The organism is Mycetohabitans rhizoxinica HKI 454, assembly GCF_000198775.1.
Classification (GTDB): domain Bacteria; phylum Pseudomonadota; class Gammaproteobacteria; order Burkholderiales; family Burkholderiaceae; genus Mycetohabitans; species Mycetohabitans rhizoxinica.
Map to the genome: position 1 here is coordinate 2,697,622 of NC_014722.1, position 25,973 is coordinate 2,723,594.

General features: G+C 61.2%; 19 protein-coding genes and 5 pseudogenes. 11 read left to right on the forward strand and 13 right to left on the reverse strand.

Translation table 11 applies throughout. The features are described 5' to 3' along the window. Positions 1-298 precede the first annotated feature (298 nt). The 4 genes and pseudogenes from metX (at position 299) to RBRH_RS11980 (ending at position 4,313) form a co-directional block, all read left to right on the forward strand. Positions 299-1,445, forward strand: a pseudogene (gene metX / locus RBRH_RS11965) (homoserine O-succinyltransferase MetX). Further along, a complete protein-coding gene (metW, locus tag RBRH_RS11970) occupies positions 1,442-2,050 on the forward strand; it encodes a methionine biosynthesis protein MetW (protein ID WP_013436579.1) in 609 nt (202 codons plus the stop codon). Before metX ends, metW begins: the two are co-directional and overlap by 4 nt. Positions 2,051-2,076: 26 nt before the next feature. Beyond that, on the forward strand, positions 2,077-3,360 hold the full coding sequence (locus RBRH_RS11975) for an AmpG family muropeptide MFS transporter (protein WP_041753923.1): 1,284 nt from the start codon (positions 2,077-2,079) through the stop codon (positions 3,358-3,360). A 68-nt stretch (positions 3,361-3,428) separates the two neighbouring features. Continuing rightward, entirely contained in the window at positions 3,429-4,313 is an 885-nt protein-coding gene (locus tag RBRH_RS11980; RefSeq protein WP_232509299.1) for a M48 family metallopeptidase, read from the forward strand. 37 nt (positions 4,314-4,350) lie between these two features. Here the strand turns inward: RBRH_RS11980 and RBRH_RS11985 are convergent, their stop codons facing one another. From RBRH_RS11985 to gatC, 5 genes are read right to left on the reverse strand one after another with little or no spacing between them, the layout of a single operon-like run. Beyond that, positions 4,351-5,127, reverse strand: a complete 777-nt coding sequence (locus RBRH_RS11985; RefSeq protein ID WP_232509376.1) for an exodeoxyribonuclease III — start codon at positions 5,125-5,127, stop codon at positions 4,351-4,353. Next, positions 5,012-5,452, reverse strand: a complete 441-nt coding sequence (locus RBRH_RS20370; protein WP_232509300.1) for a polyphosphate kinase 2 family protein — start codon at positions 5,450-5,452, stop codon at positions 5,012-5,014. The genes RBRH_RS11985 and RBRH_RS20370 overlap by 116 nt, the downstream gene beginning before the upstream one ends. A 12-nt stretch (positions 5,453-5,464) precedes the next feature. Beyond that, positions 5,465-6,934, reverse strand: coding sequence for an Asp-tRNA(Asn)/Glu-tRNA(Gln) amidotransferase subunit GatB (gatB, locus tag RBRH_RS11990; RefSeq protein WP_041753924.1), 1,470 nt, complete (start codon positions 6,932-6,934; stop codon positions 5,465-5,467). Between the two features lie 2 nt (positions 6,935-6,936). Beyond that, the gene (gatA, locus tag RBRH_RS11995; RefSeq protein ID WP_013436584.1) at positions 6,937-8,430 is read right to left on the reverse strand and encodes an Asp-tRNA(Asn)/Glu-tRNA(Gln) amidotransferase subunit GatA; all 1,494 of its coding nucleotides are present in this window, start codon (positions 8,428-8,430) and stop codon (positions 6,937-6,939) included. Positions 8,431-8,452: 22 nt separating this feature from the next. Continuing rightward, complete coding sequence (gene gatC, locus RBRH_RS12000; RefSeq protein WP_013436585.1) at positions 8,453-8,752, reverse strand: Asp-tRNA(Asn)/Glu-tRNA(Gln) amidotransferase subunit GatC; 300 nt, start codon at positions 8,750-8,752, stop codon at positions 8,453-8,455. 333 nt (positions 8,753-9,085) lie between these two features. Here gatC and RBRH_RS12005 point away from each other — a divergent pair. The 5 genes and pseudogenes from RBRH_RS12005 to rodA all read left to right on the forward strand — a co-directional run bounded on the left by RBRH_RS12005 (position 9,086) and on the right by rodA (position 14,976). Next, positions 9,086-10,130 (forward strand): annotated as a pseudogene (locus RBRH_RS12005) (rod shape-determining protein). 35 nt (positions 10,131-10,165) lie between these two features. After that, positions 10,166-11,161 carry a rod shape-determining protein MreC gene (mreC, locus tag RBRH_RS12010; protein ID WP_013436588.1) on the forward strand — a complete coding sequence of 332 codons (996 nt, stop codon included), beginning with the start codon at positions 10,166-10,168 and terminating at the stop codon, positions 11,159-11,161. Further along, the gene (mreD, locus tag RBRH_RS12015; RefSeq protein ID WP_013436589.1) at positions 11,158-11,670 is read left to right on the forward strand and encodes a rod shape-determining protein MreD; all 513 of its coding nucleotides are present in this window, start codon (positions 11,158-11,160) and stop codon (positions 11,668-11,670) included. Before mreC ends, mreD begins: the two co-directional genes overlap by 4 nt. Positions 11,671-11,686: 16 nt before the next feature. Next, entirely contained in the window at positions 11,687-13,819 is a 2,133-nt protein-coding gene (mrdA, locus tag RBRH_RS12020) for a penicillin-binding protein 2 (protein ID WP_157864447.1), read from the forward strand. A gap of 8 nt (positions 13,820-13,827) precedes the next feature. Further along, complete coding sequence (rodA, locus tag RBRH_RS12025; RefSeq protein WP_013436591.1) at positions 13,828-14,976, forward strand: rod shape-determining protein RodA; 1,149 nt, start codon at positions 13,828-13,830, stop codon at positions 14,974-14,976. A gap of 56 nt (positions 14,977-15,032) precedes the next feature. On the opposite strand, the pseudogene RBRH_RS20375 reads toward rodA, so the two are convergent. The 5 genes and pseudogenes from RBRH_RS20375 to RBRH_RS12045 all read right to left on the reverse strand — a co-directional run. Then, a pseudogene (locus tag RBRH_RS20375) lies at positions 15,033-15,119 on the reverse strand (tetratricopeptide repeat protein); the annotation flags it as partial. 165 nt (positions 15,120-15,284) lie between these two features. Continuing rightward, entirely contained in the window at positions 15,285-15,731 is a 447-nt protein-coding gene (gene queD, locus RBRH_RS12030; protein WP_013436592.1) for a 6-carboxytetrahydropterin synthase QueD, read from the reverse strand. Positions 15,732-15,749: 18 nt separating this feature from the next. Beyond that, positions 15,750-16,391, reverse strand: a complete 642-nt coding sequence (gene queE / locus RBRH_RS12035) for a 7-carboxy-7-deazaguanine synthase (protein WP_041753925.1) — start codon at positions 16,389-16,391, stop codon at positions 15,750-15,752. A 22-nt stretch (positions 16,392-16,413) separates the two neighbouring features. Next, positions 16,414-17,148, reverse strand: a complete 735-nt coding sequence (queC, locus tag RBRH_RS12040; protein ID WP_013436594.1) for a 7-cyano-7-deazaguanine synthase QueC — start codon at positions 17,146-17,148, stop codon at positions 16,414-16,416. A gap of 122 nt (positions 17,149-17,270) precedes the next feature. Further along, the gene (locus RBRH_RS12045) at positions 17,271-18,539 is read right to left on the reverse strand and encodes a glycosyltransferase (RefSeq protein WP_232509301.1); all 1,269 of its coding nucleotides are present in this window, start codon (positions 18,537-18,539) and stop codon (positions 17,271-17,273) included. A 656-nt stretch (positions 18,540-19,195) separates the two neighbouring features. On the opposite strand from RBRH_RS12045, the gene RBRH_RS12050 reads away from it, so the two are divergent. Both RBRH_RS12050 and RBRH_RS17485 read left to right on the forward strand, forming a co-directional pair. Next, on the forward strand, positions 19,196-20,539 hold the full coding sequence (locus RBRH_RS12050; RefSeq protein ID WP_157864448.1) for a hypothetical protein: 1,344 nt from the start codon (positions 19,196-19,198) through the stop codon (positions 20,537-20,539). 136 nt (positions 20,540-20,675) lie between these two features. Then, positions 20,676-21,368, forward strand: coding sequence for a hypothetical protein (locus RBRH_RS17485; protein ID WP_013436597.1), 693 nt, complete (start codon positions 20,676-20,678; stop codon positions 21,366-21,368). Between the two features lie 561 nt (positions 21,369-21,929). Here the strand turns inward: RBRH_RS17485 and RBRH_RS12060 are convergent. From RBRH_RS12060 to RBRH_RS12070, 3 genes and pseudogenes are all read right to left on the reverse strand, one after another. Continuing rightward, a pseudogene (locus tag RBRH_RS12060) lies at positions 21,930-22,433 on the reverse strand (IS5/IS1182 family transposase); the annotation flags it as partial. Between the two features lie 109 nt (positions 22,434-22,542). Beyond that, complete coding sequence (ltrA, locus tag RBRH_RS12065) at positions 22,543-24,015, reverse strand: group II intron reverse transcriptase/maturase (protein ID WP_013428635.1); 1,473 nt, start codon at positions 24,013-24,015, stop codon at positions 22,543-22,545. Between the two features lie 609 nt (positions 24,016-24,624). Then, positions 24,625-25,456: pseudogene (locus RBRH_RS12070) on the reverse strand (IS5 family transposase); the annotation flags it as partial. Positions 25,457-25,973: the final 517 nt, after the last annotated feature.

The following is a 25,973-nucleotide window of genomic DNA, read 5'->3' on the forward strand; positions in this document are numbered from 1 at the left end:
CTCAAACGCCCCTGCACGACGCTCGAGCATGCCGATGAATAGTTGCGGCTGTGGCTGCAATAGCGGCCATACCTACGTCAGTAAAACGATTTCGTTTATACTTGTCAGTCACTAGCTTTCCTCTGCGCGCCGATTTGCTGACTCGATTGCGGGCGCGCGAACCCATGCGGTTCAGTACAAATCCGGCTAAAGCGGTTGTCAGCGGTTCATGCGTGCGCCCATACACGCAGCGCCTTTGACCCTTCGCCGACTTACTGCCCGCACGCCCGCGCAAGCGGACAACCACACAGGCAAGGGTATGAGTTCGATCGGCATCGTCGTTCCACAAACGCTCCACTTCGCCACACCGCTGCCCCTGCAAAGCGGCCTGTCACTCGCCGGCTACGATCTGGCGATTGAAACCTATGGCACGCTCAACGCCGCGCGCTCCAACGCGGTGCTCGTCTGTCACGCGCTAAACGCGTCACACCATGTGGCCGGTGTGTATGAACACGAGCCCAAAAACCTCGGCTGGTGGGACAACATGGTGGGCCCGGGCAAGCCACTCGACACAGACCGCTTCTTCGTGATCGGCGTGAACAATCTCGGCTCGTGCTTCGGCTCCACCGGTCCGATGAGCATCGATCCGGCCACCGGACTGCCCTATGGCGCGCGCTTTCCGGTAATCACCGTAGAAGACTGGGTCAATGCGCAGGCGCGCGTCGCCGATCATTTGGGCATCGAGCGTTTCGCCGCGGTGATGGGCGGCTCGCTCGGCGGCATGCAGGCACTCGCCTGGAGCATCATGTATCCGCAGCGCGTCGCGCATTGCGTGGTCATCGCCTCGACGCCCAGGCTCTCGGCACAAAACATCGCGTTCAACGAGGTCGCTCGCTCGGCGATCCTGTCGGATCCGGATTTCCATGGCGGTGACTATTATGCGCACGGCGTCAAGCCGCGCCGCGGCCTCAGAGTCGCGCGCATGATCGGACACATCACGTATCTGTCCGACGACGACATGGCCACGAAGTTCGGCCGTGCGCTGCGTCGCGCGGACGGGGCGCTGGATGCATACAACTTTAATTTCGACGTCGAATTTGAAGTCGAGTCGTACCTWGCGGTACCAGGGCGATAAGTTCGCCGACTATTTTGATGCCAATACCTACCTGCTCATCACGCGCGCATTGGACTACTTCGATCCCGCCAAGGCGTACGACGGCGACCTGACCGCGGCGCTCGCACAGACGCAGGCCAACTACCTCGTGATCAGCTTTTCGACAGACTGGCGTTTCGCGCCGGCGCGCTCGCGCGAGATCGTCAAGGCGCTGCTCGACCACAAGCGCAACGTGTCCTATGGCGAAATCGACGCGCCGCACGGCCACGACGCATTCCTACTCGACGACACGCGCTATCACAACCTGGTGCGCGCCTATTACGAACGCATCGCCACGGAGATCGGCGCATGAATCAGCAAGCCTTCGATACCCTGTCCACCCGCGCCGATTTCCGCATGATCGCGCGCTGGGTCGAGCCGCGCGCGAGCGTACTCGATGCCGGCTGCGCGGATGGCTCGCTGCTGGCCATCCTCGCCGAGGAATTGGGCGTGCAGGGCTACGGAATCGAAATTAACGATGCGGGCGTGCTCGGCTGCGCACAAAAGGGCGTGAACGTGATCCAGCAGAATCTGGAGGACGGCCTGCGGCTGTTTGAAGACCAAAGCTTCGATTTCGTGATCTTGTCTCAGACGCTGCAGACCCTCCACCAGATCGCGGCGATCCTGCGCGAGACCGTGCGGGTCGGCAAGGAGTGCATCGTGTCGTTTCCGAATTTCGGCTACTGGCGGCATCGGCTCGCGGTGCTCAACGGCCGCATGCCAGTCTCCAAGTCGCTGCCATACCAGTGGCACAACACGCCGAACGTGCGCGTGCTGACGATCCACGACTTTGAAGCCCTCGCCCCGGAGGTCGGCATCCGGATCCTGGACCGGGCCATACTGCACGGCGGCCGCGCGATCCGATGGGGGACGAACTGGCGTGGTAGTCTTGCAGTCTATCGCGTCAAGAAAAGTTGACCGCCCCGTTCGGTCACCGCAGATCCATGTCCACTCCGCCTCAGGAAACCCGCACACTGACCGCACACGCCCCCCAATCGGGCTGGCGAGCCTACTTCAACACACGCATGTTGATCTGCGTGCTCCTTGGATTCACGGCGGGCCTGCCGCTGTTTACGCTGATGAGTCTGGTGCAGGCGTGGCTGTGCAGCAGCGGCGTCGATATCAAGACCATCGGCCTGTTCGCGTTGCTGCAATTTCCCTATACGTGGAAATTCGTGTGGGCGCCGTTAATGGACCGCTTCGTGCCCGGGTTGGGCCGCTGGCGCCCTGGGCGCCGGCGCGGCTGGATGTTGCTGACTCAGCTCAGCGTGCTGACGCTGGTCGCCACCATGGGATTCGTGTCGCCGAGCAACTCGATCCGTACGGTGGCCGTGCTCGCAGCCGCCCTTGCATTCGCCAGCGCAAGCCTGGACATCGTGCTCGACGCGTACCGACGCGAGCTACTGAAAGACGCCGAGCAAGGCCTCGGCACGGCGATCCACGTCAACGCATACAAGCTGGCCGCCCTCGTGCCCGGTTCGCTGTCGCTGATCCTCGCGGACCACTTCGCGTGGTCAACGGTCTTTGCGGTCACCGCGGTATTCATGCTGCCTGGCGTGGTGACGGCGTTCGTGGTACGCGAGCCCCAGGTGCAAGGCACACTGCCACGCACGCTAGAGGAAGCCGTGGTGATGCCGTTTCGCGAATTCATCGCGCGCGACGGTGCCAAGCAGGCGTTGATCGTGCTGACGTTCGTCTTTCTATACAAGCTCGGCGACAGCATGGCGACGTCGCTGGCGACGTCGTTCTACCTGGACATCGGCTTTACGAAGACTGAGATCGGACTGGTGTCTAAGACCAGCAGCTTCTGGGGAAGTATTGCCGGCGGCATCCTCGGCGGCGTGTGGCTAATGCGCATCGGCACGGCGCGCGGCTTATGGATTTTCGGCGTCGCGCAGATGGTCGCGGTGCTCGGCTTCGCGGCGCTCGCCCGCATGGGCTATACGCTGCCTGGGCTAGCCGTGGTCATCAGCCTTGAGGCGTTCGCCACAGGCCTGGGTACGGCCGCATTCACCGCGTACATCGCCAGCACGACTGACCCGCGCTATACCGCAACGCAGTTTGCGTTGTTCACCAGTCTCGCATCGATACCTCGCACGTTCGCCAATGCTGGCGCCGGCTATCTCGTCGCGCAGATCGGCTGGTTTGAGTTCTTTTTGCTGTGCGCTGCGCTGGCGATCCCGGGCCTGCTGCTGCTACCGCGGATCGCACCATGGAGAGCGCGCTGATGCGGCGCCCGTATGTCGGTTGGCGCTCTGGGCGCGCTCGGTGCCCGCGGCCGCCCCGGGCGGGCGTCTTGGCGCTCGCCAGACCACTGGCCGGCGTGGTGCTGCTGATCGGCGGTGCCGTCGCGCCACTGTCCGGCGCGCAGCCGAGCACCGGCAACGCCGGGTCATATGATCCAGCTCAAGCGGTGCGCTTCGGCAACTCGGCGGCATTCCGCAACCTGATTTCGCCGTCGATGCTTGAGCAACAGGCCAGCGGCGAATACCAGCAATGGGTGCACAGTGCCCAGCAGCGAGGACAATTGTTGCCCGACGGCGACCCGCAGGTCAAACGGGTACGCGCGATGCTGCAAAGACTTATCCCGTATGCGCTGAAATGGAACGAGCGCGCGAAACAGTGGCACTGGGAAGCCTATATGGTGCGCTCGCAGCACGTGATGATCCGCTGCCTGCCCGGCGGCAAACTGCTGATCGACAGCGCGCTGCTCACGCGTCTGCGCCCGAACGACGACGAACTGGCGATGCTGATGGGCCACATGGTGGCTCACGCGTTGCGCGAACACGCGCGCGAGCGCTTGGGTCGGCAACAAGCCATGCAATTGGGCGCCGGCGCGATCCCGCAGTTGTTCGGGCCAGCCGATCTCGGGTCCGCGCCGTTGGGCGTCAGCACGCAGCTCGCACACTTACGCTACGATGCGGCCGACGAAACCGAGGCTGACGTGATCGGCGATGAGATCGCATCGCGCGCCGGTTTCGACCCAAGGGCCGCGCTGGCGGTATGGAGACGGGCCGCCGCCCTGCCGGGTGCCAGCCAAACGAGCTTCATTGCGACCCATCCGATGACGCCGCAGCGCGCCACCGACCTGCGCAAACGATTGCCCGACATGCTGCCTCTGTACGCAAAGGCACTCGGCACGACCCCCGACGCATTGCCGCGCTACCGACGCCACCGTTGAGCCATGTGGCGCCGCAGCGGACGCGACGCGTACCGTATCACGCTGCGTGGCGACGCAGCGTGTAGTCGTAGTCGATCGTCAGCGGCGCATGGTCACTGAACTTGATGTCGCGGAAGATCGACGTGCGCCTAGCCGTCGAGGCGATGCCCGCTGTCGCGATCTGGTAGTCGATCCGCCATCCGACGTTTTTCGCATAAGCCTGGCCGCGATTGCTCCACCATGTGTATTGCTCGGGCCGCGGATCCAGCGCGCGGAAGACGTCCACATAGCCAAGCTTGTCGAATACCTTGCTTAACCATGCGCGCTCTTCGGGCAGGCACCCCGAGTTCTTCTGGTTGCTCTTCCAATTCTTGATGTCGATTTCTTTGTGCACGATGTTGATGTCGCCGCAGAAAATCACTTCGCGCTCGCGCCGAAGCGCATCCAGATGCGCATAGAAATCGTCCATGAAGCGGTACTTGACCGCCTGCCGCTCCTCGCCGCTCGAGCCCGACGGCACATAGACCGACACCAACGACAGGTCGCCGTAGCGCAGCTCGACATAGCGTCCCTCGTGGTCGAACGCCTTGCTGCCGAAGCCGGCGATGAACTCGTCTGGTTCATGCCTCGTATAGATCCCGGCGCCGCTGTAACCCTTCTTCTGTGCATGCTGGAAATAGCCGGTGAAGCCGTGCGGCGCGAGGAATTCGGGTGTCATGTCATCCTGCGAGCACTTGATTTCTTGCACGCAGACGATGTCGGCGTTCTGTTCGCCGAACCAGTCGAAGAAGCCTTTCTTCGTGGCGGAACGTATACCGTTCAGGTTGGCGGTAATGACTCGCAGCATGGTTTGTTGTTTCCTTGTTGACGAATGACCGCGGAAGCCGGCGGCGCGCGACGGCCTGCACGGATGACTCGACGTCGATGACGTTGCGCGATGCCTTCTTGGTCAGGAAATAGCGCAGTTCCAACCCCGACAGCAGCCGCCGTAACAGCTCGGCGACTATCAGGTTGCGATGCGTCTTCGAGTCTGCTGGCACGCTGTACCAGCGCGCAGGGTCAACCGACGTCACGGCGAGCCGTTCCTCGTAGGCGCGCTGATAGTCATCCCACTGCTTGCGGACCTGGATATCAGTGATGCCCGCGGCATGACCACGCACTGCCGCGCATAATTAGGACAGCTTTTTCTTCAGCAGTTCGTTGACCTGCTGCGGATTTGCCCGCCCCTTCGTGGCCTTCATCGCCTGGCCGACCAGCGCGTTGAACGCCTTGTCCTTACCCGCGCGGTATTCATCGACGGACTTCGGATTGGCGGCAAGCACCTCGTCCAGGATGGCCTCGAGCGCGCCGCTGTCGGAGATCTGCCTGAGCCCCTTGGCGTCGATGATGCGGTCGGCCGCTGTGTCGTCGGTGGCCTTCTCGTCCCAGATCGCTCCAAAAATCGCCTTGCCGATCTTGTTCGAGATCGTGCCGTCGGCGATTCGCACGAGAACCAGCGCCAATTGCGCGGCCGATACCGGCGACTGCGCGATGTCCAGCCCATCGCGGTTCAACTGCGACGCAAGCTCGCCCATCACCCAGTTCGCTGCCATCTTCGCATTTGCCACGCCCGCCTTGGACACCACTTGCTCGTAGTACGCGGCAAGCGCCTGTGATGTCGTGAGCATGCCCGCGTCATAGCCAGGCAAACCGTACTGCTCGGTAAAGCGGCGCTTCATCGCGTCCGGCAATTCCGGCAGTGCGCGGCCGACCTCGGCAATCCACTCACTGTCAATCACAAGCGGCATCAGGTCCGGGTCGGGGAAGTAACGGTAGTCATGCGCGTCTTCCTTGCTGCGCATCGAGCGCGTCTCGCCGCGGTCCGGGTCGTACAACCGAGTTTCCTGCACGACGGTGCCGCCGTCCTCGATCAGCTCGATCTGGCGGCGCACCTCGTATTGGATCGCCTCCTCCAGAAAGCGGAACGAGTTCAGGTTCTTGATCTCGGCGCGGGTGCCCAATGCCTGCTCGCCGAGCCGGCGCACCGACACGTTTGCGTCGCAGCGAAACGAGCCTTCCTGCATGTTCCCGTCGCAAATACCCAGCCAGACGACCAGCGAATGCAATGCCTTTGCATAAGCCACCGCCTCGGCGGCGCTGCGCATGTCCGGCTCGGTCACAATCTCTAGCAGCGGTGTGCCAGCACGGTTCAGGTCGATGCCGGTCATGCCGGCGAAATCCTCGTGCAACGACTTGCCGGCGTCCTCCTCCAGGTGCGCGCGGGTCAACCGGATAGTCTTCTCGTACGCGTCGCGGCCGGCCTTTTCGTTCGCCTCCACCTGGATCGTGATCGAGCCGCCTTGCACGACCGGCAACTCGTACTGACTGATCTGGTAGCCCTTGGGCAAATCCGGATAAAAGTAATTTTTGCGCGCAAATACGCTGCGCGGCGCAATCGCCGCACCGATCGCCAGCCCGAAGCGTATCGCGCGCTCCACGGCGCCGCGGTTGACCACCGGCAGCGTGCCTGGCAGCGCCAGGTCGAGCGCGCACGCCTGCGTGTTCGGTTCTGCGCCGAAGCGCGTCGCTGCGCCAGAGAAAATCTTCGACTGGGTCGACAACTGCACATGCGTCTCCAGCCCTATCACCACTTCCCACTGCATAGTCAGACTCCCGCCGGCGCTCGCTTGTGCCAGTCGGTGACGCGCTGGAACGCATCGGCGACTTGCAGCATCCGCGCTTCGTTGAAATAGTTGCCGATGATCTGCAGCCCGACCGGCCGCGTTGCGTTCGCACCCGTGCCAAAGCCGCACGGCACGCTCATGCCCGGCAGGCCAGCCAGACTCGTAGACAACGTGTAGATGTCCGCCAGATACATCTGTATCGGGTCGTCGCTCTTCTCGCCCAGGTTCCATGCGACGCTCGGCGATACCGGCCCCATGATGACGTCGCACTGCGCAAACGCGTTTTGAAAGTCCTGCGCAATGATTCGGCGAATCTTCTGCGCTTGCAGGTAGTACGCGTCGTAGTAACCGTGCGATAACACGTACGTGCCGACCAGGATCCGGCGCTTGACCTCCGCACCCAAGCCTTCCGAGCGGCTCTTCTTGTACATGTCGAGCAGGTCGCGGTACTCGCTCGCGCGATGGCCATAGCGCACGCCGTCAAAGCGCGACAGGTTCGACGACGCCTCAGCTGGCGCAATCACATAGTAGACCGGGATCGACAGCGCCGTCTTAGGCAGCGATACGTCCACCCGCGTCGCGCCAAGTTCTTCGTATTGCCGCAGTGCCACATCGATCGCCGCCTGCACGTCGCCCGACAGCCCCGCGCCGAAGTACTCGCGCGGCAACCCGATGCGCAGCCCGGCGAGCGGACGGCCGGCGAGTGCACCGGTATCCTGCCACGGCTTGCCGAGCCAGCGCGTGTAGTCTTCCGCGTCGCGTTGCAGGCTCGTTGAATCGCGCGGGTCAAAACCGCTCATCGCGCCTAGCACGAGCGCGCAATCGGCTGCCGAGCGCGCCATCGGCCCGCCCTGGTCGAGCGACGACGCGAACGCAATCATCCCGTAGCGGGAGACGCGGCCGTAGGTCGGCTTGATGCCGGTGATCCCAGTTAGCGACGCCGGCTGGCGAATCGAGCCGCCGGTGTCGGTGCCGGTGGCCACGGGCGCCAGTCCAGCGGCCACCGCCGCGGCCGAGCCGCCCGAGGAGCCGCCCGGCACCGCGTTACGGTCCCACGGGTTGCGTACCGGGCCAAAGAATGAATTCTCGTTGGATGAGCCCATCGCGAACTCGTCCATGTTGGTCTTGCCCAGCGTGACCATGCCCGCCGCCGCCAGCCGCTCGACAACCGTCGCGTCGAACGCACTGACGTAGTCGGCCAGCATCCGGGAGCCGGCGCTGGACTTCCAGCCGCGGGTCACGAACACGTCCTTGTGCGCAACCGGCAGGCCGAGCAGCGGCCCGCGTTCGCCGCGCGCGAGCCGTTGGTCAGCCGCGCGCGCCGCGTCCAGCGTCAGTTGCGGATTCACGTCGATGAACGCGTTCAGCTCGCGCGCGGCCTCGATACGTTGCAGGAAGTGCTGCGCAAGCTCGAGCGCCGATACCTGTTTCGTATCGAGCGCGGCGCGCAATTCAGTAAGGCTTTTCTGATGCATCGTGCGGTTTTCCTGCGTCGCGTTATTCGATCACTTGCGGGACCAGATAGAGGCCGTCTTGCACCGCCGGCGCGCAGCACTGGTTGTCCTCGCGCCGTACGTGCTCGGTCACGGCGTCCTCGCGCAGCCTCAGCGCGACGTCCTCGATCTGCTCGGTCGGATGGGCGAGTGGCGCGATGCCAGTCGTGTCCACGGCCTGCATCTGCTCGACCAGGCCGAAAAACTGGTTCAGTTGCTCGAGCGTGTGCTCAGCCTCGCGTTGCCCAAGCTCGATGCGCGCCAAGTGTGCGATGCGGTTTACGTCAGTGAGGGTCAAGGCCATGCGGTCACCAAGGATGGAGGGGAAAGCGGGCGAAGACGCCCTTGCTTTTCTTCGAATGAGCCAAAATTATAAGGTATCATTACGCGTTCGCCCTAAACCCGGCCGGCCTTACCGTCATCTTTTAGCAATGTCCTGCGCGCGCACGTACTCCCGTCGCTGCGGCATTCGCGTTGCCCGGATGCGCGCACCGCCTGCGCCGGTAAAATTTTTGTTCCCGCAGCTTCGTGACTGCGCGGCGGCCGCCTTCCGGACCTCTGCCGAAGCTGTTGTTTGACCCGCCGCCGGCGCATACGCACATTTCCCGCGACCGGCACCCGCGAGACAGGATTTTTAATGTTCGGTTTTCTCCGCAGCTATTTCTCGAACGATCTGGCGATCGATCTGGGCACCGCCAACACACTGATCTACATGCGCGGCAAGGGTATCGTGCTCGACGAGCCGTCGGTTGTATCGATCCGCCAGGAAGGCGGGCCCAACGGAAAAAAAACGATCCAGGCCGTGGGCAGGGAAGCCAAGCAGATGCTCGGTAAGGTGCCGGGCAACATCGAGGCGATTCGCCCGATGAAGGATGGCGTGATCGCCGACTTCCGCGTCACCGAGCAGATGATCAAGCAGTTCATCAAGACCGCGCATGAGTCAAGGATGTTCTCGCCATCACCGCGGATCATCATCTGCGTGCCGTGCGGCTCGACACAGGTCGAGCGCCGGGCGATCCGCGAAGCCGCGCTCGGCGCCGGCGCATCACAGGTCTACCTGATCGAGGAGCCGATGGCCGCAGCGATTGGCGCCGGCTTGCCCGTGTCGGAGGCGACCGGCTCGATGGTCGTGGACATCGGCGGCGGCACGACCGAAGTGGGCGTGATTTCGCTCGGCGGCATCGTATATAAGGGCTCGGTACGGGTTGAGCGGCGACAAATTCGATGAGGCGATCGTCAACTACATCCGCCGCAACTACGGCATGTTGATCGGCGAGCAGACTGCCGAGGCGATCAAAAAGGAAATTGGCTCGGCGTTCCCCGGCTCCGAAGTGAAGGAAATGGAGGTCAAGGGCCGCAACCTGTCCGAGGGGATCCCGCGCAGCTTCACGATCTCGAGCAATGAGATCCTGGAAGCACTGACGGACCCGTTGAACCAGATCGTCTCGTCGGTCAAGATCGCACTGGAGCAAACGCCGCCGGAACTAGGCGCCGATATCGCCGAGCGCGGCATGATGCTGACTGGCGGCGGCGCCCTGCTGCGCGACCTGGACCGGCTGCTTGCGGAGGAAACGGGGCTGCCGGTGCTGGTAGCCGAGGATCCGCTCACGTGCGTGGTGCGCGGATCCGGCATGGCGCTCGAGCGGATGGACAAGCTCGGCAGCATCTTCTCGTACGAGTGATCAGACTGAAGTAAGCGCGGTTTCGGGCGTCGACCATGGAATACAGTCCGCCGCCCCTGTTCAAGCAAGGTCCTTCGGCGCTCGCGCGTCTGTTCACGTTTGTCGGTCTCGCGCTTGTGCTGCTGATGACCGACGCGCGTTTCCAGACGCTCGAAGTCGTGCGCGAAGTGATCGGCACGGGGCTTTATCCTTTGCAACGCGCGGCGTTGGTGCCGCGCGATCTAATCGTCGGCGGCGCCGACCTGTTCATCACGATCCATTCGTTGCGCAGCGAGAACCAGACGCTGCGCGACAAAAACCTGCAATTGTCGATACGTGCGTCGCAAGCGGTCCAACTGCTGGCCGAGAACGAACATCTGCGCCGGCTGCTGCAGTTGCAGCAACATTCAACGATACAGACCACGCCCACTGAGATTCAGTACGACACGCGCGACCCGTTCACGCAGAAAGTCATCATCGCCGGCGGCAGTCGGCAGGATGTGCAGGCCGGCGCACCGGTGGTGAACGAAAATGGCGTCATCGGGCAAGTCACGCGCGTCTTCCCGCTGCAGTCTGAAGTCACGCTGCTAACCGACAAGGACCAGGCGGTGCCGGTGCAGGTGGTACGCACCGGCATTCGCAGCGTGGTTTACGGCACCCCCAAGGGGGACCTACTGGATTTGAGGTTCGTGCCGACCAGCGCCGATGTGAAGACCGGCGACGAACTGGTGACAAACGGGCTGGACGGCGTCTACCCGCCGGGACTGCCGGTGGCCAAGGTCATTCACGTTGACCGCCAAACGGACACCACGTTCGCCCGGGTGGTCTGCGAGCCGCTCGCGCCGGTGCGAGGCGCCCGCCAGCTGTTGGTACTGCGCTACGATGCGCGTACGCCGCCGCGTCCCACCGACACGGGCACCGGCGCAGCCAAGGATGCCGGCAAGGCAAAGGCCAGAAAGGGCGCGAAGGCGGCCGCCGGCAACAGCACCGCAAAACCGGCCGCCACACCCGGCCGAGCCGCGTCGGCCACGGTAATCGGGGCACGGCAATGAACCGACCCCATCACATCCTGCTGCCGGTCAATCCGTACTTCATTGCATTCAGCCTGGCCGCCGCGTTTTTTTTGAATCTGCTGCCATGGGGCAAGTGGATCGGCGTACCCGATTTCGTCGCGATCGTGCTGCTGTTTTGGAACGTGCATCAGCCACGCAAGGTCGGCATGGGCATCGCGTTCCTGCTTGGACTGTTGATCGACGTGCACGATGCGGGCCTATTCGGCGAGCACGCGCTCGCCTACACGCTGCTGTCGTACGGAGCCATCATGGTACACCGGCGCGTGCTGTGGCTAGCGCTGGGCGCGCAGGTCTTCGTCGTGATGCCGCTGCTGGTGGTCGCGCAGGTCGTGCCGTTCGTGATTCGGCTGATTGCCGGCGGCGCATTCCCGGGCTGGGGCTACTTGCTGGATGGCTTCGTCGGCGCGCTGCTATGGCCGATTGCAAGCGTGCTGCTGCTGTTGCCGCAGAAACGCGCGGCCGACCCCGACGACACGCGACCGATTTGACCGGGCCCGCGCGCAGATGACAGAGTTTAACAATCCCCGGCAGGCGCTGGCGCGCTTCAAGTTTCGCGTGGCCGCCGCGAGCGTGTTCATGTTCGCGTGCTTCGCGCTGATCGGCTGTCGCTTTCTGTACCTGCAGGTCTGGAACTACAACAAATATTCGCTGCAGGCTGACGAGAACCGCATCTCGGTCGCGCCGATCGTGCCGAATCGCGGCATCATCATCGACCGCAACGGCGTGGTGCTCGCAAAGAACTACTCGGCCTACACGCTAGAGATCACGCCATCGAAGCTTGACGGCACGCTGGATGAGGTTATCGAGCGGCTGTCGGGCGTGGTCAATATCGATGCACGCGACCGCCGCCGCTTCAAGAAGCTGCAGGAGGACGCGAAAAACTTTGAGAGCTTACCGATCCGCACGCGGCTGAGCGACGACGAAGTGGCCCGCTTCACCGCGCAGCGCTACCGGTTTCCGGGCGTGGAAGTGCGCGCGCGGCTGTTTCGGCAATACCCGCTCGGTACGACTGCAGCGCACGTGATCGGCTACATCGGCCGTATTTCGCAACGCGACCAGGAGCGCATCGACGCGACCAGCGAAAAAAACGACAATGATCCGGAGCACTACGATCCGCGGCTCGATGCGAACAACTACAACGGCACCGACTATATCGGCAAGATCGGCGTCGAGCAGAGCTACGAGACCGAGTTACACGGCGTGACGGGCTTCGAAGAAGTCGAGGTAACCGCGGGCGGGCGTCCGGTGCGCACGCTGTCGCGTACCCAGGCCAAGCCCGGCAACAATCTGCGGCTGTCACTCGATATCGGCCTGCAGCAAAGCGCGGAACAGGCATTTGCAGGCAAGCGCGGCGCGCTGGTCGCAATCGAGCCATCGACGGGCGACGTGCTTGCGTTTGTGTCGTCGCCCAGCTTCGACCCGAATCTGTTCGTCGAGGGCATTGATCAGCCAACCTGGGACGAGCTGAACACGTCACCCGAGCGGCCGCTGCTGAACCGGCCGCTGCGCGGCACCTATCCGCCTGGCTCGACATACAAGCCGTTTATGGCACTGGCCGCACTCGCCGCGCACAAGCGTACGCCGCACTGGGGCTTCCAGGATCCGGGCTCGTACACGTTCGGCGGCCACACGTTCCGCAACGACGTGCCCCAGGGGCAGGGCTGGGTCGACATGTACCGTTCGATCGTCGTATCCAACGACACGTATTACTACATGCTCGCGCACGACCTAGGCGTCAACACGATTGCGAATTTTATGAAGCAGTGGGGGTTTGGCCAGCAGACCGGCATCGACGTCGAGGGCGAGGCGCGCGGCGTGCTGCCGTCCACCGACTGGAAAAAGCGCGCCTATCGCAAGCCCGAGCAGCAGCGCTGGTACGACGGCGAGACGATCAGCCTGGGCATCGGCCAGGGCTACAATTCGTATACGATCCTGCAACTCGCGCACGCTGTCGCGACGCTGGCGAACAATGGCGTGATCATGAAACCTCACTTGGTCAAGGATGTCGAGAACCCGGTCACGCGCGAATTCCGGCTGACAGTGCCCAAGCCCAGCGGCCGCATCCAAGGCATCACGCAGGCGGACATCGACGTCGTCAAGCACGCGATGGAAGGCGTGATGGGCAGCCCCGCAGGCACCGCGTACAAGATCTTTGGTAACGCGCCCTATACGTCGGCCGGCAAGACCGGTACGGCGCAGGTATTTTCGCTGCAGGGTCAGAAATACCGTGCGCATGCGCTGGCCGAGCACCTGCGTGACCACGCGCTGTTCATCGCGTTCGCGCCGGTCGAGCGCCCGCAGATCGCGCTCGCATTGATCGTCGAGAATGGCGGCTGGGGAGCCCGGACGGCCGGCCCGATTGCCCGCAAAGTGCTTGACTATTATTTGATCGACCGCGTCAAGCCCGGTGCCGAAGCCGCCGCCGTCGCAATGGCGGCGTCGGCGACCGACCTGGGCAGCACGCCGATGATCGGCGGCGACATGCCCCCCGCCCCACAACCGATACCCGATCCGTACGAGCCCCCATCGGATCAGGGGCCGCGTGCGTCGGCCGACACGCCGACCGGCGCCCCACAACGCGCGCCGACCACGTTGCATCCATCCGGGCACGCGCACGGCGCCGCCCCGGCCCACTAGGAGTCGCCATGCCCATCGAGCCCCGCGTGCTAATTGGACGCGCAAAACGGATGTTCGCCGGCTTCGACAAGCCACTTGCGCTGATCGTCTTCTTGTTGCTATGTGTGGGCCTGTTCACGCTGGTCAGCGCCAGCATGGACGTGCCCGGACGCGTCGAGGACCAAATCCGCAATATCCTGCTCACATTCATGCTGATGTGGGCGATCGCGAACGTGCCGCCGCAGACGCTGATGCGTTTTGCCGTGCCCGCCTACTCGTTCGGCGTGGCACTGCTGATCGCCGTAGCGCTGTTCGGCTTGACTAAGAAAGGCGCCAAACGCTGGATCAATGTCGGCGTCGTGATCCAGCCGTCTGAAATCCTGAAAATTGCCATGCCGCTAATGCTCGCGTGGTACTACCAGCGACGCGAGGGCGTGATACGGTGGTACGACCACCTGATCGGCCTGATCATCCTGGCAATACCGGTCGGGCTGATCGCCAAACAGCCCGACTTAGGCACTGCACTGCTGGTGCTGTCCACGGGGCTGTTCGTAATCTACTTCGCGGGCTTGAGCTTCAAGCTAATCGTGCCGCTGTTGCTGGCGCTGGTGATTGGTGTCGGCTCGTTGATCGCAGCCGAGGACCGGATTTGTCAGCCGGACGTGCAATGGGTTCTACTGCACGACTATCAGAAGCACCGCGTCTGCACGCTGCTCGATCCAAGTTCAGACCCGCTTGGCAAGGGATTTCACACGATCCAAGCGGTCATCGCGATCGGCTCCGGCGGGACCTTCGGCAAAGGCTGGCTCAAGGGAACGCAGGCACACCTGGAGTTCATCCCAGAAAAACATACGGACTTTATTTTCGCCGTGTTCTCCGAAGAGTTCGGCCTGGCCGGTGGGCTCGTGCTGCTGTTCCTGTACCTGCTGCTCGTCGCACGTGGTCTGTACATCGCGGCCAACGGCGCCACGCTATTCGGCCGGCTGCTGGCCGGGGCGCTGTCGCTGTCCTTCTTCATATACGCATTCGTCAATATCGGCATGGTCAGCGGCATTCTGCCCGTGGTCGGCGTACCACTACCGTTCATGAGCTACGGCGGCACCGCGCTGATCACGCTGGGCATCGCGATCGGGATGATCATGAGCGTGGCACGACAAAAGCGCCTAATGCAAAGCTGACGACCGGCAACGTACTGCGCAGTCATATCACCGGGCTCGGCGGCCTTCTTGCATCAATAGGACGCCTGCCCATTGTCACGCGCCGTGCCGAGCCCGTCCTGGAACTGGTTTGCGAGCGCAAGCTGCACCTGCGTATGGCTCTGTCACGCCGCGAGCACAGGCCAGCAGGTACCTCGGCCGGGGTGCGCCCGCATAGGGTTCATCGCCGCACCGCTTGAACGGTTCGGCCGCGCGAAGACAGGGTTTCAGCAAATGGTCAGCTCGCTGATCGTGCCACTCCAGTGCAGCGGGCACGATCATACGCCCGCTCAGTCGCGGGTGATATCGGCCCAGCAATTGGGCGTCTCGTACAAGCGCACCTTAGCCAGCCGCAGGTTGATGCCGTAATGCGCATCATAGACGTGGGCCAGGATCTCGAACGCCTTGGCCGCCAGATTCTCGACGGTCGGGATTCGGTCCAGCACGACCGTCTTGTGGCCAGGCAGCGTATCGAGGAACGAACGGACCGTCACGTCCTGCTCATAGACGATGAACGCATGATCCCACACGTTCACCAAGTGCTCCATCGCCAGCCGTTTTACGTCGGCAAAATCCATCACCATGCCACGATCCGACGCGCCCTCCGTGTCGACGAGCTCGCCCTGTAGCGTGATTTCCAGCACATACCGGTGGCCGTGCAGGTTCCTGCACTGGCTGCGGTGATCCGGGATACGGTGGCCTGCGTCGAATTCGAGTTTGCGCGTAATGGTCAGCACGGTGGTCCAGCGCCTGGTTCAGGGAATGTTCAAATACTTATGCGTCTGCATCGACAGGCGCCATTGCGGATGCCGCTTGCACCAATCCACGGCCAGCTTCGTGTTCAGTTCGCGCGACGGACCGTCCATCGGTTGCACGAGAAAGTGCTCAAAATCCAGCCGCGCGTATTCCGATAACGGCTGGTTGTCCTGCGGGATCACGACCTTCAGTTCATTGCCGCGCGTCACTACGATGGACGAGCCGGCCTTCGGGCTCACGCAGACCCAATCGATGCCGGGTAGCACCGGCAAGGTGCCGTTGGTCTCAACCGCGATGACGAATCGCTCGCGGTGCAGCGCGTCGATCAACGCCGCATCGAGCTGCAACATCGGCTCGCCGCCAGTACAAACGACAAAACGGTATTGTGCCGCAGCCTCGCCGGGCGGCCACAGCGACGCGATCTTCGCCACCAGCGCATCGGCATCGCGATATTTGCCGCCGTTCTCGCCGTCGGTACCGACAAAATCGGTGTCGCAAAAGCGGCACACCGCATCCGCGCGGTCCTGTTCGCGGCCCGACCACAGGTTGCAGCCCGCAAAGCGGCAAAACACCGCCGGCCGACCGGCATTGGCGCCCTCTCCCTGCAACGTGTAAAAAATTTCCTTGACCGCGTACGTCATCTCACTGCCTGTCCCTGAAACGTCAAAGCGACGCGGGATCGACGCGTCTGCCATGCCGAAACGCGTGGTAGCCGCGTGCGCGCAATCTGCATGCCGGACACGCGCCGCAACCGAAGCCCCAATCGTGCAATTCAGCCCGCTCGCCGACATAGCATGTATGCGTCTCAACGCGGATCAGCTCGACCAGCGCTTCACCGCCGATCGATGCCGCAAGCCGCCATGTGTCGGCCTTGTCCAGCCACATTAGCGGGGTTTCGAGTACGAAACGCTGATCCATGCCCAGATTGAGCGCCACTTGCAGCGCTTTCATCGTGTCATCACGACAATCTGGATATCCAGAAAAATCCGTTTCGCACATGCCGCCTACCAGCACACCGAGCCCACGCCGGTACGCAACCGCTGCCGCGATCGTCATAAACATCAAGTTGCGGCCTGGCACGAATGTGTTTGGCAACCCGTTGGCCTGGGTCTCGATCTGAATCTCGCGCGTCATTGCCGTGTCGCTGATCGCACCCAGCACCGACAAGTCAACGCGATGGTCGTCGCCGAGCGTCTGTTTCCATTGAGGAAACGCGCGGATCAACGCATCGCGAAACCCATCGCGGCATTCCAGTTCGACGCGATGCCGCTGCCCATAGTCGAAGCCGAGAGTTTCGACGCGCTCATAGCGCGAAAGCGCCCATGCCACGCAAGTGGCCGAGTCCTGCCCACCGGAAAACAATACGAGCGCGCCGCGTTGGGCGTCTGTCCGAGTCACCGTGGTACTCCTTCGATGAGATGCAGGCGGTATAGGCCGGCGCCGCGCAGGCCATTGCGCGCGAGTGTGTACCGGTCATCGGCTTACCGGAGCTGCCGGAGGGCGGCGCAAAACAGTGGATTTTACCACGCGGATCCGCTGGGCGCAGACACGTCGGTCAATTCAGCACCGCGCTTGCACAAGCGCGAGGCCAGTTCCACAAAGCGGCGATTCGCCGCCTGGGGGCCGTATTCTTGTGCACGTGCATGCCCGCGTGATACCAAATCCCTGCGTAACGCATCATCCGTCAGTACGCGCTGCAACCCCTCTGCCATCGCGGCCGCGTCACCGACCGGCACCAGCAGTCCCGCTTCGCCGTCAGCAAGCACTTCCCGAGGACCGTTCGGGCAATCGCTTGACACAACCGGCGTACCAAGGGCCATTGCTTCGAGCAACACCATCCCAAACCCTTCGAAGCGGCTACTTAGGACCAGCACGCGCGCATGTCGCATGAGCGGAAACGGATTCGCACGAAAGCCGGCAAACACGACGCTATTGGTCAGCCCAAGGCGGCTGACTCGCTGTTCCAATACCGGTCGGTGAGGACCCTCACCGACCAGCACGAGCATCGCGTCATCATGACCGCGCTCGCGCATCCGTGCGTACGCGTCCAATAACGTTTCATAATCTTTTTGATTGCCATCGAGCCGCGCAACCGAGACGATGTACGAGCAGGCCGGCACGTCGGAAGGAGCCTGCGAGAGCGCACGAATCACCGCCGCATCCACAACGTTCGGCAATTCGACGACGTCCCGCAACTGTGCGCCGAACATCTGTCGCGCCTCGGCCGCCATGGCAGCGTTGAGGGTGGCCAAGCATGCGTAACGTGCGTACTGGCGCGCAAGGCGTCTGACCTTCGCTGGCCGGTCACTAAGCCGCGCTGCCAGACTAAAGTGGCTAACACCAATCCAAGGCTTGCCTCCCGCTCCGGCATGCTGCCGCAACGACAAATCGAAGTCGCAGATCAAATCATAGTGGACGGCAAGCGCGCCGATCTTGCGTGCAAACATTAAGCGCAAGCATGGACGCAGCAATAGTTGCTGCACGAGCCGGCCCGCTCGACTAAGCCGGCCATGCAGCCGCAGCACCTCCAAATGGTATTGCCATCGCCGATCGGCGAGAAAGTGTACGCGCACATCGCCCGGCAAGCGGACCCGAAAATGCTGTTCAAATGCATCCGTAGGAAATCCGACGATCAAATCGATCGCAAACATGCTGCGGTCCAATGCGTGCAGCCATCCGATCAGTGCGGTCTCGGTACCGCCATATCCGAAATGGTCGATATAAAACGCGATACGAAACGGCTTCAGATCCGGCGCGCACGCCGCGTACATGTTGTGTTGCATGGCCATCCGGGTCCTGCTTTTCTGTTGCTTAAAGCGCCGAACGTATTGTGGCGCGACCGGCACACTGCATGGATCATGCGTTGGACAAACGAAAAACCTAAAAACCTTTCAGCTCTTGTTTTTTTGTCAACCAATCTGTGGTGGCCTGGAGCGGAATCGAACCACTGACACGCGGATTTTCAAAACGTACCGCAAGAACCACACCCTTGTCTGACAAGGCTCCGCGGCCTCCCAAGAAGCGAAAAGCGGCCTGAAATACTATATAACTCGGCACAATCCTGGCACAGCTCGGTTCATTTTTGGCACACGCTGTCTTCGCCGACTAGCCCCGCCTGCCATCGGCATTGTAACAAAAGCCCTGATAGCTGACATGCGTGGCACAGCGTAGCTGATCACGCGCTTATATCAAGCGAACGCTGCCTCCGAAGTTTTACCCGTGCCTTACATCAGTGCGTGCATTCCACAACTCGATGCGCGTTCGCGACATACTCTGCCGCCTTTATTCAATTTGAGCAATTGTGTGGTGCTACGGTAAGCAATCCATTATCCGCCAAAACTATAGCCAACTATTACTCATGGCTGTATTCACGCGCACGCCTTCGGTTACCCTGCCGCGCAGCATCGCGTGGTACGACATCTTTCCTCTTCTTTTGAGCTGGTTCATGGACTTTGATTTGAATGCGCTCTTGAATCCCTTCCAAAGCCATACATACGTGGTGGATACTCGCCCCAAACCCGCCGCATCGGCACCGCCGCCACCATCAAGCGGTGTGTTGACGAACCTGCCGACCAGACAACTCACGACGTATCGCGACCTACCACCCGAGTTGATCGCGCGCATTGGTGAGCATCTGCCTGTTCAAGACGTAATGTCGTTCTCCACAGTCGATTGGCGCACGTATCGTGCGATGGAGACTAAGCGGGAAATCTACCGCTATTGGCAACAGGCCAGGCAGACCGTGAGTCTCGAGTCGATGAATCAACTGCTGGACGAGATGGACGGCGCGCTTAAACATCCAGCACAGCATGCCGAACCCCTCGACGCGCTGCGCCAGCGGCTGCAAGCATTACCGGAAAACGAGCAGGTCGATGCTTTCAAGCGTGTGTTCGCCACCGCCCAACACATCCCACAGGATGGCGTACGTATACAAAAGGCGATGTTGCCCACGTTGCGAGATTTTCCATGGCACCGACGTGCTGAGCTGTTCGACTTCGTGTACGCAATGGCGGAACAGCGCTCGCCCGGGCAGGATAACATTTGGACGAGTCTGACGTCCGGCTTGTGGGCCTTACCGTTCGGCACCCCTCCGTTCGTCGAGCGTTATCAAGTGCTTTTGGCTCGGCTGCCGTTATTGAGCGTGGCAGAGCAAGCGGAGTTGACCCCGGAATTGTCCGATTTACTGTGGCATTTTGATCCTACTGACCTGCGCATTTCAGGGCTGTATGCGGTCTTACGTGAACACGCCTTGCGGCTGCCCCTGTCTCATCAGGGCGCTTCAGTCGGTACGTTGGCGGGCAATGCGCTGGTTTTGCCGGAAGCGGAGCGGCACGCGCAATACATGCAGATGCGCGACCAGGCATTGGCATTGCCCGACGAGCAGTGGGCCATTGCGCTACGGTATTTGCCTAAAGGACTCGATGAACTGCCACCCGAACAACAAGCGCGGGAACTCTCGTTGCTAAAGGGGCATTTAGCGCGCGTACCTGAAGCACAGCGTACACACGTGGCGGTTGGATTACTCCAATGCATCACCTTTATGGACAAAGCACTGTCCAAACGGGTTTGGCGGCAAGCGCTGAGTTTACTGAATGGCGCAGACGAAAACACATTATGGGATGTACTGAGCGAGCTTCGCAAGAAGTGGGTGCTAGTTACGCTGGAGCCTGACCACTGGCACATAGCAATTGGAGAAATCAATCGATTCATGAGAATCAATGGATTTTCGGAATCCTTCCGTAAAAAAATCCAGGACAGTTCTGCATGGCTGAAAAGCCGTCCCTCTTAACGACCTTCGCCAAGGGCGTGCCAACCGCCGCCGCAGAGTTGTCTGACGCGCTTGTTTAGCACCACGGCTTGGGCCGCCTGCGACGCCCAGTATATCGACCACGTCACCCAGCATTTCGCAACATTCGAATACTGCCTTGTTACAGGCAAATCCGCCTTCCACATCTTCGCCGCTTGCGGGATTGCGTCGCCGCGATAGCCGCGCCAGCGTCCAAAGCAACGAATCCGATTCAGCGGAAATATCCTGTGCCTCGATACTCTCGCCGTTGCAAAGTTGCCTGCCATGTTTTAAACCCAAGCTGACGCCAGAGCAGCTTTGTGACAAGGTGGTCAACTACGCAACGGAATCCGCAGAACTTGGCCCGGACAATAAAGCGCTGAATAAAAAGGAACACAGTGCTTTGTCTGGAAAAATGTGCTGGGATGCAGTCAAGTACTGTGCACTCAAAGCGGGAATCATTACGGAGAATCAGTATGAGTCGATGAGCGGCAAAACCGATTTAGTCACATCATCCGACACACGGATACACAATACTGACGAGCTGAGAAACGTGCCGCCTGGGTGCACCCTCGGCTTTTTTGACGGCAACACAACCTGGCACGTGATGCTCACTACCACTGAAGGTAAAGCTGCCGGAAACAAAAATGACTGCGTTGGCATTGGCAATCCGGTCGGCTGGGAAGAGCTGGACTTGAACAAACTAAAATGGAATGGTGACGGCCACGTGCTCGCTCCGGTGGGCCGTAATCTGCAGAGCGGTGAGCCCGAGTATAAGCCGCTCGTACTCACCTATCGGCCAATTAGCGACATCGGTCGAGCGCCCAATTAGGAGCAGACATAAGTTAATCGAATTCAACGCAAGCGAACCGACGCTGCGTCAAGGCTTCACGGTTGCCCAGGAACTCGGTCACTCCATGCGCGAGGAGAAGCTGCCCGCGAATATCAAAGTTGACGCTCTTCCGAATCGATGGCAAGCTACTACGAGGTGCTGAACACACCATCACAGGCGGAAAACCGCTCCCGTCAGTTAAGTGGCTTTTTTGCGTCCATAGGTTTCGTGTTGTCCTAGTTGCGTAGGCAACACTTGCTTATGGCCGGGTGGCACGCAGCTATACAAGACCCGTAAGGGGAAATCTGCGGGCGGCCCTGTGACCGTGTTCATGTGCCCGGCCGCCTCTCTGAACAGGAGGCGAATTGAATAAATTCACAGGAAGTCCCTATGTCCGCCCTCTCTCTCCAGCCCTTTCAATGAGGCAGTATTAGCCTTTTCCAAATTGTCCACCTCAACGGCATTCCCCACGCGACAACAAGTCGGCTAGCCGTCTGGCCGACGCCGAATTTGACGCTACTTGGTTGGGCCTGAACAATTCGTTTTAGCTCGCAAATGAAGTCATGCAGCCGAGGGCGCAGCGGTTTTGAAGCTGAGCAAAGCGAGGAGAATCAGGGCGTAAAAAAGCCGCAGCTTGCGCAGGATCATGCGCAGGTTGTGGCCGGCGCCGCACAGCACCGCGTGGATGGCATCGCCTAGCGCCCCTTTAAGCCAGTTGCGATCGAGCTTGCCGTCTGACTTCATGTGTCCGATGGCCGGCTCGATTGCGCTGCGACGTCGGATCATTGTGCACAAGCCTCGCGTGATACCGCGTCGCAAGCCTGGGTGATAGATTTTCACGCCATCAATGGCCACACCCTTGTAACCACGGTCCACGACGGCGATCTGCGGTTGCACCTCGCTCAGGATCGCCGCTTGTTCCAACGCTTCAACCAACGTGTGCCCGTCGTACGGATTGCCCGGCATCGAACGAGCGCCGACTACCAGACCTTCCTTGTGCGTAGTCGTAATCGACACCTTCACGCCAAATTCGTACGGCTTGCGTGGTTTTCCGTCGGGTAAGCACGCGCCGTTGCCGGCGCGCGCTCCCCTAAGAACCGTGCATGCGAGTTTCCCAGCACACGGCTCAAGCCGTCCTGCAGCCCGTGATCGGACCGGGCGATTCACAACGTTGTCAGCAGCCATTTGCGCGGCGTTGGAAGTAAGGCATCCATGCTGGGTCGAACGGGTTGGCATCGCTGCGAACCTTTGTGTGGCGTGTAATGGTGACTCCGGTCAACCGAAATAGCGTTGGCCGGAAGGCCAGATCCAGTGGCTGCACATGACATGCAAAGATCCAGTCCCTTAGGCCGCGACGTTCGAAGTAACGCCTTTTGATCCAAAGAGCGTTCTTGCGTGGATGTCGGCGTTTGGCCCACCTCCACAGCTTCGTCCACACGAGATGATCGATCCGGGCAAAGGTCGCCGCCGCCACGACATGCCTGTGATACATCGCCCAACCCCGAAGAATCGGGTTCAGTTGCATGATCACCTGCGACTGGGTGGCAGCCTTATTCTTTCCCAGCACTTCGCTAACCTTGTTCAACAGCGCTTGCACGCTTTTGCGTGCAGGCTTGATCAGCAGCTTGTCCCCGTATTTGCGCACGTTTTGCCCGAGCAAGTCGAACCCTCGTGCAATATGCGTGACCAGCGTTTTCTCAGAAGCGAGTTGCAAGCCCCGAGCCGAGAGAAATGCTTCGATGGCAGGCTTGACCTGCTTTTCGAGCAACTCCCGGCTCGCGCCGGTCGCGATGAAGTCGTCCGCATAGCGCACGACGTGTGCCTTGGCTGGTTGACGAGCGGTCTTGCTCGGCCCAAGGACTGAGCGCACCGCCTCTTCCAGCCCGTCCAGTGCCATGTTAGCCAGCACCGGCGACGCGATTGCGCCTTGCGGCGTTCCTGCATCAGTGGGGAACAGCACACCTTTGTCCACGAATCCTGCTTGCAGCCACTTGCGCAGAACAGCCTTATTCATCGGGATATTCGCCAGCAGCCAGTCGTGACTGAAGTTGTCGAAACATCCACGGATGTCGCCCTCCAGCACCCACTGGGCAGAGTTGCGCTTGGCGAGTGCTTTAAAACATTGCTCCACGGCGTCAGCCGTCGAGCGTTTCGGCCGGAAGCCGTAGGAGTTTGGATCAGCTGTCGTTTCTGCGATGGGCAGCAATGCCGTGAGCCACAGTGCCTGCATCGCCCGATCGCGCATGGTCGGAATGCCGAGTGCGCGTTCCTTTCCATTACTCTTCGGGATATACACGCGCCGTAGCGGTAACGCTTGGTAGCCCCTGTGCGTCAGTGACTGTGCCGCTTTCAACTTGGACATCGGCGTCGCCCAGATCCTGCCGTCGACACCTGCCGTTCTCTTGCCTGCGTTCTGCGTCACTCGTTTCACGGCGAGAAGCTTGCCGTGAAACGAGTGGGTCAGCAGATGTTGCAAGGCCTGAACCTTGTTCCATCTACCGTCCCGTGTTGCCTTGGCAATACGCACTTGCAGCCGCGTGACCTTGGCGGTTACGTTGTCCCAGTTAATCTGGTTCCACGCTTGCCCATAGGCTGGAGGCGCACCAGTGCCCGCCACGGCTTTCACCGTCTGCGCTGGCTCCGTCATCTGCCTTCCTCCTTATCGCGGATTCTCAAGTTCTCTTGCCATGGACGACCTTGCGGAAGTGGGCTCGCTTTCACGCCGGGTGATATTGCAACCCGTATCCACTCGGTTACCGAGCGGCCTTCGCTTTTTCCGCGTTCCTCTACCCGCTGTGCCATCAGCCTTCCTTGCGGTTGGCCTGCCTTCGCCGGCGGCACGTCGGGCTTACCGTGTTCCACAAACATCACAACGAGTGGAGTAGGTCCTGCCTGTACACCGGTGGTCTTCCTGTCCGTGTGCTCCGTAGCAAAAGGAGGAGCAGCCGACCACTTACCGTTTTGGTTCAAGCCTGTCAGCATCTTTGGCTTGTCGTGCCTAACGATGCCTGCGGCAGTTCACATCTGTTGACCATGCCACTCAGCCTGGGATCCCATCCGCATTGATGCTCGCAGATGACGTCTCTTCCTCGCGGAAGGCGACGCGGCCAGAAGGCCCGACACGTTGTCCCCGTGGCTTCACACGTCGCTGTTGCCGGCAACGCATGCACAGGTAGGCTACGGCCGACGGAACGGCCGGTCTCGTCACCAACCTTGTGGGCGGGCGAGACAATGATGTTTGCGACTTCACGTCGCACTTTCGCCAAGCACTCGACTTGCGGCGCATGCAGCGCATACAGCTTGTTTTTGTCCTTCTGCTTCTGCGTGAGAATCCGCTTCGTGCGGCTGATCAGCTCTTCCAACGCCGCGCGAGTTTGCCCAGCGACACCATTGAGTTGCCGCTCCAGATCGCGCATCACGCGCCCCACTCGAGAACGCAAAGTGCGCAGCGCTTTGTTCATCCGCTTGTACTGCTTCGCATGCGCATAGCGGCCTACCTGACTTGCCAGGCGCGGGGCCTCGCGATTGTAGTTCTGCCGCAGCTTCAGCCCGTGCCGGGCCGCAGCTTTCACCAGATGTTCTCGGCAACGCTCGAGCAGGCGCGAATCGGTGGGATGGGCAATCGCCTTTTCCATCACTGTCGTATCGACAATGACCCGCTTCAGGCTCGAGGTCTTGATGACGTTGGCTCGCTTAGCCGCCTCGATCGTTTCGGCCAGCAGTTCTTCAACGCCGGCTTCGCCCAATCGCTTGCGCCAGCGCGTCAGGCTCGACGCATCGATCGGCGGCCGGGTCTGCAAGTATGTCTCGCCGGTGAACACCTGCCAATACGGGTTTTCGAGCCATTGCCAAACAACATCCTCATCCGACAAGTCGAAGGCGTGCTGCAAGTACAACAGCCCCGCGATCAAACGCGGCGACGTTGCCGGTCGGCCGCGGCGCGACACGAAACTCGCGCTCATTGCCGTGCTCAATCGGTCCCAGTCAATCAGATCGGCCAGACGAACCAACGGATGCTTCAAGTTGATCTGCTCGCGCAGCGGTTGGCGAAACAAATCTCCCTCTGGCACCGGCGTCTTCGGACCCATCCGAACCTCGTCGAAATTTGCAGGAATCTCGCCTCAATATGCCTGCCTCTTGCAAATCCCACAACACCATTCTGGCCTCAGAGCCTTACTGCACCAGCGTCTGCGGTTTATTCAGGACCGGCTAACTATGAAAAACTGTCTCATCCATCATTCCATGAGTTGCGCCGCCTGCCCCCCCTTCCGCACGGCCTGAAAACGAGGCAATCATGATGCGCACAATGAGCTTGGAAGACGCAGCAGCGTGGCTGTTCACCACACCCGAGACGGTGTCCGAATGCATCAGGCACCACGGTCTACCGGCCGCAAAGATTGGCCGAGCGTGGGTACTCGTGGACGTCGACGTGGTAGATTGGCTCAGACGGCAATACGAAAAAGCAGACAGGAAATGCGGTTCTACAAACGACAAAAAAATGGGCCTTGGTGGTTTGACCTCAGCCTCGACGGCTCGCGAATTAGACGATCTTCTAGCACCTCGGACCGCCGGGAGGCGGAAGAATTTGCCGCCAAGGTTGCGAGC